The sequence below is a fragment of the Billgrantia sp. Q4P2 genome (assembly GCF_052806135.1).
The window spans coordinates 1-12606 of the sequence record NZ_JBRBAI010000008.1 but is presented as its reverse complement, the minus strand read 5'-3'; the positions used below and the strand labels follow the sequence as shown (position 1 = coordinate 12606).

19 protein-coding genes are annotated in these 12606 nt (G+C 50.9%); 16 read left to right on the top strand and 3 right to left on the bottom strand.

Going from position 1 to position 12606, the window contains the following annotated elements; genetic code table 11:
- The first annotated feature begins 19 nt into the window (after positions 1-19).
- Positions 20-880 (top strand): isocitrate lyase/PEP mutase family protein, encoded by an 861-nt coding sequence (locus ACUY1T_RS14620; RefSeq protein WP_446024014.1) that lies wholly within the window; start codon positions 20-22, stop codon positions 878-880.
- A gap of 97 nt (positions 881-977) precedes the next feature.
- Here ACUY1T_RS14620 and ACUY1T_RS14615 read toward each other — a convergent pair whose 3' ends face one another.
- Positions 978-1175, bottom strand: coding sequence for a hypothetical protein (locus ACUY1T_RS14615; protein ID WP_446024012.1), 198 nt, complete (start codon positions 1173-1175; stop codon positions 978-980).
- A gap of 541 nt (positions 1176-1716) precedes the next feature.
- Here ACUY1T_RS14615 and ACUY1T_RS14610 point away from each other — a divergent pair.
- The 7 genes from ACUY1T_RS14610 (at position 1717) to ACUY1T_RS14580 (ending at position 6218) form a co-directional block, all read left to right on the top strand.
- The gene (locus tag ACUY1T_RS14610) at positions 1717-2235 is read left to right on the top strand and encodes a DUF2141 domain-containing protein (RefSeq protein WP_446024011.1); all 519 of its coding nucleotides are present in this window, start codon (positions 1717-1719) and stop codon (positions 2233-2235) included.
- A 218-nt stretch (positions 2236-2453) separates the two neighbouring features.
- Positions 2454-2906, top strand: coding sequence for a GNAT family N-acetyltransferase (locus ACUY1T_RS14605; RefSeq protein WP_446024009.1), 453 nt, complete (start codon positions 2454-2456; stop codon positions 2904-2906).
- 95 nt (positions 2907-3001) lie between these two features.
- Positions 3002-3475, top strand: coding sequence for an N-acetyltransferase family protein (locus tag ACUY1T_RS14600; RefSeq protein WP_446024007.1), 474 nt, complete (start codon positions 3002-3004; stop codon positions 3473-3475).
- 212 nt (positions 3476-3687) lie between these two features.
- Positions 3688-4011, top strand: coding sequence for an NIPSNAP family protein (locus ACUY1T_RS14595; protein WP_446024005.1), 324 nt, complete (start codon positions 3688-3690; stop codon positions 4009-4011).
- A 4-nt stretch (positions 4012-4015) separates the two neighbouring features.
- A complete protein-coding gene (locus ACUY1T_RS14590) occupies positions 4016-4636 on the top strand; it encodes a class I SAM-dependent methyltransferase (RefSeq protein ID WP_446024004.1) in 621 nt (206 codons plus the stop codon).
- A gap of 123 nt (positions 4637-4759) precedes the next feature.
- Positions 4760-5263 (top strand): VOC family protein, encoded by a 504-nt coding sequence (locus ACUY1T_RS14585; protein WP_446024002.1) that lies wholly within the window; start codon positions 4760-4762, stop codon positions 5261-5263.
- Positions 5264-5444: 181 nt separating this feature from the next.
- Positions 5445-6218, top strand: a complete 774-nt coding sequence (locus ACUY1T_RS14580; RefSeq protein WP_446024000.1) for an NERD domain-containing protein — start codon at positions 5445-5447, stop codon at positions 6216-6218.
- A 219-nt stretch (positions 6219-6437) separates the two neighbouring features.
- Here ACUY1T_RS14580 and ACUY1T_RS14575 read toward each other — a convergent pair whose 3' ends face one another.
- A complete protein-coding gene (locus ACUY1T_RS14575; RefSeq protein ID WP_446024329.1) occupies positions 6438-6617 on the bottom strand; it encodes a phage integrase N-terminal SAM-like domain-containing protein in 180 nt (59 codons plus the stop codon).
- A 129-nt stretch (positions 6618-6746) separates the two neighbouring features.
- On the opposite strand from ACUY1T_RS14575, the gene ACUY1T_RS14570 reads away from it, so the two are divergent.
- Positions 6747-7094, top strand: coding sequence for a hypothetical protein (locus ACUY1T_RS14570; RefSeq protein WP_446023999.1), 348 nt, complete (start codon positions 6747-6749; stop codon positions 7092-7094).
- 27 nt (positions 7095-7121) lie between these two features.
- On the opposite strand, the gene ACUY1T_RS14565 is transcribed toward ACUY1T_RS14570, so the two are convergent.
- Complete coding sequence (locus ACUY1T_RS14565) at positions 7122-7325, bottom strand: phage integrase N-terminal SAM-like domain-containing protein (RefSeq protein WP_446023997.1); 204 nt, start codon at positions 7323-7325, stop codon at positions 7122-7124.
- Positions 7326-7583: 258 nt separating this feature from the next.
- Here ACUY1T_RS14565 and ACUY1T_RS14560 point away from each other — a divergent pair, with 258 nt between their 5' ends.
- The 7 genes from ACUY1T_RS14560 (at position 7584) to ACUY1T_RS14530 (ending at position 12590) form a co-directional block, all read left to right on the top strand.
- Positions 7584-8618 (top strand): DUF2806 domain-containing protein, encoded by a 1035-nt coding sequence (locus ACUY1T_RS14560; RefSeq protein WP_446023996.1) that lies wholly within the window; start codon positions 7584-7586, stop codon positions 8616-8618.
- A gap of 221 nt (positions 8619-8839) precedes the next feature.
- Positions 8840-9574, top strand: coding sequence for a hypothetical protein (locus tag ACUY1T_RS14555; protein ID WP_446023994.1), 735 nt, complete (start codon positions 8840-8842; stop codon positions 9572-9574).
- Positions 9575-9708: 134 nt separating this feature from the next.
- Positions 9709-11028 (top strand): DUF6602 domain-containing protein, encoded by a 1320-nt coding sequence (locus ACUY1T_RS14550; RefSeq protein WP_446023992.1) that lies wholly within the window; start codon positions 9709-9711, stop codon positions 11026-11028.
- A gap of 118 nt (positions 11029-11146) precedes the next feature.
- Complete coding sequence (locus ACUY1T_RS14545; RefSeq protein WP_446023991.1) at positions 11147-11563, top strand: hypothetical protein; 417 nt, start codon at positions 11147-11149, stop codon at positions 11561-11563.
- Positions 11564-11649: 86 nt separating this feature from the next.
- A complete protein-coding gene (locus ACUY1T_RS14540; RefSeq protein WP_446023989.1) occupies positions 11650-11877 on the top strand; it encodes a hypothetical protein in 228 nt (75 codons plus the stop codon).
- A 102-nt stretch (positions 11878-11979) separates the two neighbouring features.
- Positions 11980-12225 carry a hypothetical protein gene (locus ACUY1T_RS14535; RefSeq protein WP_446023987.1) on the top strand — a complete coding sequence of 82 codons (246 nt, stop codon included), beginning with the start codon at positions 11980-11982 and terminating at the stop codon, positions 12223-12225.
- A 53-nt stretch (positions 12226-12278) separates the two neighbouring features.
- Positions 12279-12590 (top strand): transposase, encoded by a 312-nt coding sequence (locus ACUY1T_RS14530; protein WP_446023985.1) that lies wholly within the window; start codon positions 12279-12281, stop codon positions 12588-12590.
- Positions 12591-12606 lie beyond the last annotated feature (16 nt).

Here is a 12606-nt window from a genome sequence, read left to right as displayed (position 1 = left end):
GTTTCTTACAGGAGGCGTTATGGTAAGTCTCGAGCAACGACGCACAGATTTCGCCAGGCTTCATGAGTCGGGTTGCTTCGTCATCCCCAACCCTTGGGATATCGGTACCGCGCGCTTCCTCCACCACTGCGGGTTTCGTGCATTGGCAACCACCAGCGCGGGCTTCCAGTTCAGCCAGGGCCAGGCCGACAGCGTGCTGGGGCTCTCCTGCGAGGCCGCTCTCGCTCACATCGTCGAGATGGTAAACGCCACCGAACTGCCGGTGAGCGCGGATTTCCAGTCTGGCTATGCGCACGAGCCCGAAGCCGTTGCGGCCAATGTGGCGCGCTGCGTCGATACCGGCGTTGCCGGGCTCTCCATCGAAGATGCCACCGGGGAACCGGGCCAGCTGTACGATCTCGATCTCGCCGTGGAGCGCATTCGCGCCGCCCGCGCTGCCATCGACGAAACGGGAGCGCAGGTGCTGCTGACCGCTCGGGCGGAAAGCTACCTGGTGGGCCGCCCCGAACCACTGAAGGACGTACTGCAACGTTTGACGGCATACGCCGAGGCCGGCGCAGACGTGCTCTTCGCCCCCGGGCCGCGAACGCGGGAGGAGCTTGGTGCCATCGTCAGTGCCGTTTCCCCGAAGCCGGTGAATGTCATCGTGATGGGTAACATGGGGCTGACGGTGGCGGACTTGGCGGGGCTTGGCGTGCGACGAATCAGCGTCGGCTCGGCGCTCGCGCGAACCGCCTGGGGCGCTTTCATGCGAGCCGCCAAGTTGATGGCCGAAGAGGGGAGTTTCGAAGGCCTGGGCAACGCGGCAAGCTTCGATGAGCTGAATACGATTTTCGAAGCTTATGATGAATTCAGTGTACGGCCTGGCAAGGCAGGTTAGTAAGCCCTGACGGGAGGGGGCTCAACGTACGACGGGCGCTCGCGCACACTGGACGGGCGCTTTCATGCGAGCTGCCAGTACGAAGGCCCTCAGATCATCAATCCCGGCTGTGCTCCAGCTGACGCTGGGCTTCGGCCAGTGTGTGGGTTTTGCCACTCCAAGGCAGACGCTCCCCTGCGTGGTGGAGGTGGTACTCGATCTGGCATCGGTCCTCATCGTCCAGGATCTCGTAGCGGTGGATCTGGTCGCCGAACTCGTTACACCACCAGTTGTCAGGGAGTTTGGTCCAGTTCATGGCGTCACCTCCACTGGCGCAATCAACGCCAGGATTCTCCAGTTCACTACAGCGCGCTTGCGCTCGACTTTGATCCCGTCTGTTCGGCGGGCTTCATGGCGCCAAAGCGCCGCTGCATCCATTAGCCACTGCCGCTGTCGTTCAGATACACTAAGCGCCTATTTTGTAACATTGAGTTGCATTTAGCCTAGTATAAGGTTGCCGGCTTGCCCATCCCAATCTTGAGCATTTTTTTGCGAGGCCTTGGAAGGGCGCAGCGGGCGCTGGCGTGGGGCCACGCCGTGGCCTTTGCCTGAAATGTGAGCAGCCATATCTTTAGCCACAACGCGGCCCAGCAGGGTACGCCAAGGTAAGTAAGTACTGACTGGAGGGGTTGGCTTCGCCTCGCTATGCTGAGGCGAAATCGACGCCAGGGAATCGGCCATGCTGATCGAGATAATAAGAAATACGCCGCGCTGGGTATTCCTGCTGTTCATCGTGCTGCCCGTCACCGGCTACCAACATTCAGTGTGATAGATCGCAGCTATGAGGAGGCAGGGTAATGAGTGATTCAACTAATCTGAAATCCGTGCTGGGCTCCAGTGTGTGTTACCCTGTAACGCACCTCAACATGGGGCTGCGACATGTAGCATTTTGGGCAGTTATGATGCTTGCAAATTTTCCTGTCATCGTATTTGCCCAAGGAGAGTGCCCCGGTATTCACGTGAATATTCCAAACATTAGTAACAGTAATGGAGCTATAGCTTGCGCGCTTTTCGAATCGCCGGAAGGGTTTCCTACTGAATTTCTTCACTCAGCAACCAATATAATGTTGATGAAAATTCAGGATACGCAGGCGCGTTGCTATTTTTTGGGTATCCCGCCAGGAACGTATGCATTGGCCATCATTCATGATGAAAATATGGACGGCAAGCTGGATACTAATTTTCTAGGTGTCCCCACGGAAGGCTACGGCTTTTCAAGCGGGGCAAAAGCCTCAATGAGTGCGCCTTCGTTCGAGGATGCCAGTTTTTCGTATGATGGGGGAAATTTGGATCTGTCCATTAGATTGAGTTACTGAGGTGTTTTATATGGAGAAATGATGAATGAGTTGAAGAATGTTTCAGGGGGGGTGGTCTCGCTTCGCTATGCTGAGGCAAAATCGACGCCAGGGAATCGGCTATGCTGATCGAGATAATAAGAAACACACCGCGCTGGGTATTCCTGCTCTTCAAGGGTGGTAGATATCGAAGATCTACGCGCGGTCCGTGAGAGAAAATAGAGGACTTAGGAGGATGCGTGGTGGAGGGCAAGAGGCTCATGCTGGATGACACGTCGTTTCAGGAACTGGCGGCCATATGCGAAATGGAGCAAGGTGAAACACTTGAATTCATTGTCCCGTATAGCCTGGAAAAACATCAGGAAGAATTCTCCAAGCCGAACGTAGTCTACAAAACGATTCGCCAAGGTAAAGACTTGGTTGGCTTCGTCATACTGGCGCTGGATCCTGATGACGTGAGCATTGAGCTTCGTCGAATCGTCGTTTCGAATCCAGGGCGTGGCATCGGTGCGTGCACCTTGGAAATTGTTCGGGACCTGTGCGGATGTGAGTACGGCAGAAGTCGTGTCTGGCTCGACGTGTTCGAAACAAACTCTCATGCCAGGTACGTGTACGAAAAGGCGGGGTATTCATGTTTTGGGAAATCCGAGCATGAAGGGCGAACCCTGCTTCTCTATGAAATCCTGACATAACGAAGTCAGGATTGCTTTTCGTTTGCACAATGCTCTGTTCTAGTCTTTAGTTTAAGGAGCTGAGTGACTTTGATAGCCTTGAAGGTACGACACTGATGGTGACTATCCGACCCTACAGGCAGGAAGACTACGAAGTGCTTCGTAGTCTTGTCCTTTGCCTGCATGAGACACTACGGCCGCTGGATACAGATCTCGCGCCTGGGGACCAGATCATCGACCGCTATTTTCAGGAGCTGATGACAAAGGTAGAGAGTACGGCAGGCGCGGTATTCGTAGCCGAGGACGACAGTGGCCTGGTCGGATACGTGTGCCTTTGGGGATGCATTTCACCCGAGGACCTTGACGAAAGGCCGGATCCATTCAGCTTCATGGCGGAGCTTTTCGTCCAGCCGGAGTGTCGCAATCTCGGGGTCGGTCGCAGTCTCGTGGAGCGGGCGGAACGCTACGCTGTCGAATGCGGTACCTACAAGATCGAGTTGAAGGTACTGGCACGGAACGAGGCGGCAGTACGCTTCTATGAGGCGCTTGGCTACGTGCCACGTGTGATGATAATGAGCAAGTATTTCTAAGCCATCCTGAAGACCAAACACAGCGAAGGCTCCCGGTAGTCGCCGATGATGCCGTGGTCGGTGACCTTGAAGCGCAGAAGGGCGCGGTGATCCTAGACCCACCCTTGTGACGAATTATTCTTCGATTTCGGCCTGTCAGTGGCATGCTTGGGTAGGGCATGCAATATTCGCCAGACCTGAATCAGTCAAAGAAATACTCGAAAAGGACAGTCATGCTTACCTGCTACCTGCGTTACGTCATCGATCCGTACAAACTCAAGGAGTTCGAGCACTACGCCAGGCTGTGGATTCCGCTGGTAGAGAAGTTCGGTGGAGAACACCATGGCTACTTCCTCCCGTCGGAGGGTGCCAACAACATCGCTCTCGCGCTCTTCACCTTTCCCAGCATGGCGACCTACGAAGAGTATCGGATAGCGTCGCTTGCCGATTCCGATTGCCAAGCTGCCTTCCAGTACGCCGAAGAGACCCGTTGCATCCTCAGTTACGAGAGGAGCTTCTTTCGGCCGGTGTTCGGTGAAGGTGCTGACCAAAGGTAGACATATGAAAGATGCCAGAGCGTTCTGGAACAATAGTGCTGCGCGCTACGCCAAGAGCCCCATTCGCAACGAGAGCGCGTATCGGAAGAAGCTGGCCATCACCCAGGAGTACCTGCGCCCGGATAGCAGCGTGCTGGAGTTCGGCTGCGGCACGGGGAGTACGGCAATACTCCATGCCCCCCATGTCAGGGATATGGTCGCTATCGATATCTCCGACAGGATGCTGGAGATCGCGGCGCGCAAGGCACGTGATGCCGGTGTCGAGAACATCTCCTTCCAACGAGGCACCTTGGAAGAGGTGGACCTGGCGAAAGCGAGTTTCGATGCCGTGCTGGGGCTCAATATCCTGCACCTGCTCGAGGATCTGGACGCGACGCTGGCCAGGGTGCATGGCTTGCTCAAACCCGGAGGGGTGTTCGTTTCCAGCACCGTCCTGATCGGCGATATCAACTTCCTGCTGCGCCTGGTGATTCCACCCATGCAGATGTTGGGATTCGCTCCCTACGTGAATCGCTTCGGCAAGCAGGCCCTGATCGATAAGCTGGTCAGTGCGGGGTTCTCCATCGAGCGGGAGTGGCAACCTGGAAAGGCGACGGTCTTCATCGTTGCCAGAAAGGGCGAGTAGACGATTCAGCGGCTGTTGAACGCTTATCCTGCCAATCCGGCCTTGTACAGCCCATGGCGGCCTCTTTCCGGCTGGCCTATCTTTTCCTGACCATGGAAAGCATCAGCCAGGCAGCGAGGCGCCATGACGCTGGAAGACCATCATGACCAAGAGCGCAAAGAACACGGTTTGCCTCTGGTACGAACGCGATGCCGAGGAAGCGGCAACGTTCTACGCCAAGACCTTTCCCGATTCATCTGTCGACGCGGTGCATCGCGCACCGGGCGACTACCCTTCGGGCAAGCAAGGGGATGTATTGACTGTCGAGTTTACCGTGATGGGTATTCCCTGCTTGGGGCTGAACGGTGGACCGCGTTCAAGCACAATGAAGCGTTCTCTTTCCAAGTCGCCACGGAAGACCAGGCCGAGACCAATCGATATTGGAATGCGATCGTCGGCAACGACGGCCAGGAGAGCGAGTGCGGTTGGTGCAAAGACAAGTGGGGCATCTCTTGGCAAATCACGCCAATCGCGTTGACCAAGGCGTATACCAGCTCCGACCGCTCCGCTGCCAAGCGGGCGTTCGATGCAATGATGACGATGAAAAAAATAGACGTCGCTGTGATCGAAGCGGCGGTTCGTAGGTAGAAGCCGAGGCTAGCAAGCCCATGTAAGAGATGGCTTACATGGCGTAAGTCTTTTCCCATGCTGACACGACCAAGGTCAAATTTCAGGCTCGTTACGTAGATTTACACGTAGGAAGGCGATAGGTTGGGAGCAAAGCGGGCCGAAGCAATCCGCTTGCCGATTCGTCTGTGCGAGATGTGCCTTGGACTACTATTCGATCTTTTATGACGCCGTGCGCCCGCTGTGGTGGTTCCTCCTCGTCGCGCTGGCGCTCGGCCTCCTCAAGTCTCGCTGGTTCAAGGGCCTGTTCGGTGAAGCCTTCGTCAAGCTGATCGCCAGGGTGCGGCTGCCGGCGGATGAGTATCGAGGCATTCACAACGTCACGCTTGCCACACCCGACGGCACCACCCAGATCGACCACGTGCTGGTCTCCCGCTATGGCATCTTCGTCATCGAAACCAAGCATATGACGGGCTGGATCTTCGGCAGCGAACAGCAGGCGCAGTGGACCCAGAAGCTCTACCGCAAGACCTTCAAGTTCCAGAACCCGCTGCGGCAGAACTACAAGCACGTGAAAGCGCTGGAAGCCCTGCTCGACGTGCCCTCGGAAGCCATCCACTCGGTGGTGGTCTTCTCGGGTAGCGCCGTATTCAAGACCAGCATGCCGGACAACGTCACCATCGGTGGCGGCTATGTGCGCTACATCAAGTCGTTCCGCGAGCCTGTATTGAACGATTTTCAGGTACAGGAAGCGCTGGAAAGAATCGCAACCGGCCGACTGGCACCCAACCGGAAAACGCACCGCCAGCACGTGAAACAGCTCCAGGCCCGCTTCGAATCCAGCTCCGACCGAACCTGCCTGAAGTGCGGAAGCGCCATGGTGCTACGCACCTCGAAACGCGGCGCAAACGTCGGCAACCGATTCTGGGGATGTTCGGCCTATCCGAGGTGCCGGGAGGTGCAGGACGTGGCGTAGGGCCGGGTAACTGCATCATTCGGTTTTTTCTCAAGATTCCTGTACGCAAGCCGATGATTCATAAAGCAAGCCAAAGTAAATAAATGGCTCAAATCGGATTCTAGCGTCATCCGGTGAAGGCATGTAGGCGGTCTGTGATCGTCGGGGAAGGGGGCTGATTAACAGCATCTCCTGGCGGTAGCGTGCCTGAACGTCTCGATGTTCCAGAGGGCTACGCATTCAGCGCTTGGTTCTGTGTGGCGACTGCCACATAGCGTTCCACCGTAAGGTGCTCCAAGAAGCACGTACCTCGGGGCTTCCCATGCTGGCAGGGTGTCGCACGCCCTGGAAGCGGATGAAGTAGCGTATCCAGTAGCAGTAGAAATTCTCAGTACGTGGGCTGTCGCGTTTCACACGCATGGTAGCCTTGACGCGGTAAAATCGTTCTAAAGCCGGGCCTCTTATGCATAAAGAGTACGGCTGATACAAGATGCTCTCGATGCTGGTACATTCGCGAATTTTAGATTAAGTCGAGGAGACTGACATAAAATGACAGAAAAAGAAGGGGAAAAGCTGGTAAGCAGTAAGATTTTAGCAGTCGGTGCTTTGTACATTTTTACCTTTATAGGAGGTCATGCGCTCTATGTAGGTCGATATCGATGGGCGATGCTGTATATAACGCTAACGCTGCTGTTTTGGGGCAGTGCGTTCACACCTGCTTTAGGAAAGGGTGGGGCCTATGTAGACATAGGAACGTATCTGCGAATAGGGATTATGGTGCTCGGTGTTATACTTGTGGTTGTTGATTTTGTGAGGATTGTTTTCTTTAAGTTCTGTGTAGTAGACGTGAAGCGAGCGAGCTTTAGTGCTTCGAGCCCCCCTTCACCCTCTGAATAAAGCCATTACGCGATAGCTGTCGCTGAATCACTTCTTTCCAGTTGCTTCCCCTGGCGTTCCACGGCGAGGTACCAGGAAGGCGCGTACCTCGGAACCTCCCATGCTGGCAGGATGAGGCACGTCATGGAAGCGAATGAAGTAGCGTATCCAGTAGCGTATCCAGTAGCAGTAGGTTTTCTCGGTGCGAGGGCTGTAGCGTTTAACCTTCATGATGGCCTTCACGCGATCCATGAGCTTTGGAGGTCGCCTGTGCGCGTCCATAAGCTGCTCCTTGCATTCCTTTTTCTGGTTTTTTATACAGCATATCCATTCCGGCTAAATGCGCAAGAACGCGAATTCTGTATAGGTTGCCTAGCTATTCTTAGTCTAATGAGATATCAATGGGTTAGGTGCGAAGCAGCAGGCTAGATAAGATTGTTGAACGCGCCGGCGCGTTCAAGATGATGAACGAGCGTGCTATCCAATACCTGTTAAGCATAGAGGAAGATTATGGATTATCCTGGAGAAAAGTTACTCCTGAAAATGTGGGAGAGTCTCGCAGATAAAGGTATCGGGGGCTTGCTTGCACCTTGGCAAGAAAAGCGTATGGCTGAGGCGCGTGCAGAAATACGTCGAAAGGAAATGCTGTTAGTTGCTCAGGCAGAGAAAGAAGTCGAGTCAATTAAATCTGGATCGGCAAAGCTTCATATAAATTCTGATATTATACTTATTCAAGACTCAGATCACACGACTGATGATCAACGCAGAATTGAACCGAAACTAGATCTGTCTGAGTTGGCGACATCAGTTGTAAATTCGGACTTGTCGGAATCAATACGCAAGGAAGCTAATGTAGCCAAGTCAATAATGGTTGCAGAAGATATTTTGAGTAGGGATCAACAAGAAGCATCTGACAAGCCAATAGAAGATGATTGGTTATATTCTTGGAGAGATTATGCTGGAAGAGTATCCTCTAGTGAGCTTCAGGATTTGTGGGGAAGAATTCTTGCGGGAGAGGTGAAGCAACCGGGCTCCTATTCTATGCGAACCCTTGAATTCCTCAAGGGTCTCTCGAAAGCAGAAGCGGAGCTTATTAGCAAAGCTGCTAGATTCGTGATAGGGGAACGAATTTACCGCAAGAAGGAGAAGTTTCTTGAGAAAGAAGGGCTATTTTTTTCTCAGCTACTTTTCTTACAAGATATTGGCGTTCTCTCAGGAGTTGAAGCTGTTGGGCTGAGTACGACCTATAAATCTAGAGATGCAACTAAGTTTTTTCTGCCGCTTATTGCAAGTAACAGAATCATGCTGGTGGAGCACGAAGAACAAGCCAAAACCTTAAAGGCAGAGGTTTATCTTTTGACGCAAGTAGGAATTGAAGTGCTCAAGCTGGCCAGCTTCCAAGTTGACGAAGAATATTTTGAGGCAGTTGCAAAAGACTATGCAAAAAAAGGTTTTAAAGTGCGTATTGCGGATTTTGTTCAGCAGACAGCTGATGGCGGTCAATATTTTAATGCTAGAGAGGTTCAGTCAGACGAAAATGCTTAACAAAGCATTGCAGCGGACAAGCCGCTGAATGCGGCGTTATAAGAAAAGGGGGCATCTTGCAGCTACATGAGCTTTGGCGGTATGAGTATGATCAGGACTCTTATTTGACTCACCTGTCAACTACCGCCCTGTGTGCTCGTGCGAGATACTTAATAGAAAATTTAACAACTCTTGAGTTAAACGGAAAGATTGGTTTAAGGGATGTCCGAATGGAACCCGGAATGAGCCTGATGAGAAAATTTACTCATGTGCTTCAAGCGTTAGACTCACGCAATGAAGGATTTGAGCCCATGTTTATGAAGGGGGCATCAATACCTAATGCGATGATCGGTCACGAAGAAAAGCTTAAAAAATTAAATGACTATGCGCTAAAGAAAAAGCCGCACTTAATAAAATTCGGTAAAAGTGCTTTTCTGAAGGAGTATAGCCTTAAAATATCATTGGCAAGCACGTTTTCTGATCCTTCTTTAAATGTTGCGCAAATGGATGATGAACTGAAAGCTATCTACAGTCCGCATCCAAGAGATATTCAGGTAACAACGCTAGATGGGCGACCGGTTGAAGGAGTTCTTGGCGTAGAACTGACAATGGAGGCGCAAAGTGACTATTACGTATTTTGTTCTTCTTTTAAGTTTGATGTGAGATTGTTCGGAGATTTCGAAGCTGATGCCTGCCTTTTTATATATGACTCTGAAATATTTTCAAATCAACTTTACGAAAAGGTTAAAGCTAAGACCGAGATTATAGATCATGGGTATAAGCCGGTAATCTATTCTGATCCAATCAGACCGAAGCATGAAAAAGCTTCGTCGGTAGAGTTTCATAAACACATTAAATATTTGTACCAGAACGAATACCGGCATGTATTTATACCCAATAAAAATATTGAAACGCCAAAGCATTTATATATTTCTATCCCCGAAGCAAAAGCATATGGCGAACTGGTTTTCTTATAACAATGCGTGCCAGCTGACAGTTTGGGCGGCACTCCGCCTTGTGTATGGCTGCGCCATTCTACACAAAGCCCCGCGCCGTCCAAACTGCAGCTGCACTTGGCGTTATACGAAATTATAAAATTGAGAATTAATCATTGATAAGTAAAGCATCTGAATTACTTGAAATATTCATCAGAGAAGAAACCAAGAAATTGGCTGGATTTGAAATGCCTCATATGCCGACGCTGGGTAGCGCGTATGAAGAGATAACGAAGCAAGGCATTGATCAGAACTTCGCCATACCTAAACATTTAGACTTGAGTGTGGTTTCCGGTTTTGTGTCTATTGGTGGCGAAATGCAACCAGCGCAAATTGACTGCATGCTTGTGCATGGGAAAGGTGAACGATACGGGCTTACAGAGCAATACATATATGATATCGAAAATATTCTCTGTATCTTTGAGGTAAAAAAAACGCTCAGGAAGCCGGATTATATTGATGCAATGGATCACCTCGCCAGCATTCGCAGAAAATTTGCAGAACATTTCGAAAATAAGCTAATTCACGAGGGGTATGAGCCCGACATTACTTCAGCGAGAAGACACTTTGCACAAATAACGGGGAAAATTGCGCCTGAGCGCTATTCTGGAATTCATGGGTTATCCGAGATCGACGGCATTCTTTTTTACTGTCTTGTTCAAGAGTCTTTGGCTCCAGTCACCATTATCCACGGCTATTTTGGATACAAAACCGAAAGCGGCTTGAGGAAAGTTTTCGTTGATATATTGGAAGAAAAAAAAGAAGCGGGCGCAGGATTTGGAATTCCTAGCATTCCTTCTTTAGTAACTTCTAATCAGTATTGCCTTGTGAAAGGGAATGGTGTCCCATTCTTAGCCATAAAGGATGAAGATAAGTGGGTAGCTGTTTTTTCTACACGTCACAACTCTGCAAAACTTATCCTAGAGTTAATCTGGTCAAAAATATCTTGCCACTTTGATATTAAAATGCCATGGAACGACGGTCTTCATATGGACAGCATTGAACCCCTTTTAATAGCGAAAGCAGTGCGAATTGGAGATGAAGCTGGCTGGATGTATAACTCGGTTGAATTTAAAGAAAAACGTCTCAAGCGCGATGATGACAATATTTGGGAGCCGGCTATTTTAGGAAAAGCGGAAATATCAGCGATAAACATTATGGCAATGCGCGGAGGTTATCTACCCTTAGATGAAGGCATGAATGAATACCTTACAAGCAAGCACGGCGCGATGGCAGTTGAGGTTGGTCAAAATCTGATCGCCACAAGGTTATTTATGAGAGATGGAGAATACATTCGGCCAATTCATGCTCATACACACGTAGTAACGCTTGACGATAATACCGGATATGCTTCCTCTGAAAGAGATAGATTAGATCTTTGGTGCGATAAAAATGGAATACCACCACATTATCTGAACTTATTGTTTATCGAGTGATATCGTATAACAAACGGCTACACGCAGACGCTCAAACCTACGCTGCTTTGTAGGTTTCGCTGCGCTCACTTTACTACAAAAGCCTCTCCGGTTTGGGCGCTGGTGAGCCGGGCGTTAAATGCTGCAGAGCCATACGGAAGCAATGAACGAAAATCAACGATTAATATGCACCCATCTTCGCGAGCTGCAATCCTCGGAAGCAGCAAGCTGGTTAATGGATCATTACCCGAATAGCAGCGACAATTGGGACGAAGCACTACTTGTTATGCCTCATAGGTCTTGGAGAAAGTCAGATCAAATCCGATTGGCCAAGCACTATCTTTCCAAGCTCCCATTTGCAAGCGCTCGTGGGTATGAGGTATTTGCGTCATTTATGACGGTCGCGAACCTGATTGCTGTAATTCGAGGCTACATTCCAGCAGATGCGGAAGACAAAAAGCTGCTTGAGTACCATCTTGCCCCGGTACTGCGTCGTAAGGCTGAGTCCGAGAAGGATCTGGATGCTATCAATAGCTTTCTAGATGCGCTTGCATGATTGTGCGGGTCGCATTTAACAAGTGTAGGCAAGGGACGCTCCTGACGTCGCGCCCCTGCTACAAACGTTATGTTGCCGAGTGAGCTATGCAGAAAGTAACAATATACGTAGATCATGTCGATGATGCTTCCGATTTTGATTTCATGCAAGAATGGCTCAAGAAATGGGAAGGTGTCGTACGTGTTACCGACTATTCTACTGGTGGTTGGGAGCATATTTGGGATCTCGAGGGGCCTGAAGAGGCTATATCCGAAATTCCAAAAGACTGGCATTGCTCAAGCAAATGGGCAACACCCGAAATATTCAAAAAATGATTATGCGAAACAACATAACCACCAAGGCAGCGGGAAATATTTTGCTTCGCTGCGCTCAAAACGCAAAATATTCCCCTGCTTGGGGCGTTAAGTGTACCCCGTATGAAAAATACTGATTTAGCGTTGAGTATACAAAGAGCTCTATTAGGAGAAGTTCCGCCGACGCTTCGGTTCCTATATGCGCATATCGATAATGGTACGCTGCACTATCGTGCTGTATTCACTGACGACGCGATCGATGATCATTTGGAATGTGCGAGTGTTGCGCTCACGGAAATCATTGCCGACCTTCCATCCGATATCCAACTGGAAGAGCGCATCGAACGTGACAGCTCTGTCCCCTGGTGAAGTGACCCCCTCCAGAGCTGCACAGGCTATAGTGCAGCCATCAGGAGGACGAAATGAGCAACGAACCCACCGTCAAACGCTGGACCGCCAAGCGCAAAGCCGCTGTGGTCATGGACATTTTCAAGGGTAAGACCACGGTCGCCGAAGTGGCTCGTGAGCATGATCTCACCGTCTCCGAGGTCGAAGGTTGGATCGAGGAGGCCCAGCGCAACATGGAGAACGGGTTCCGGGCACGCCCCAAGGACATTCGCGAGCAGTATGAGTCGGAGCTGAGGGAAACCAAGGAGGCACTGGGCGAGGCCCATCTGCAGATCTACGCACTAAAAAAATTCAAGCGCCTGCTCGACGAAGACGAGAACTCGTAAAGTCGCTGCAGGCGGA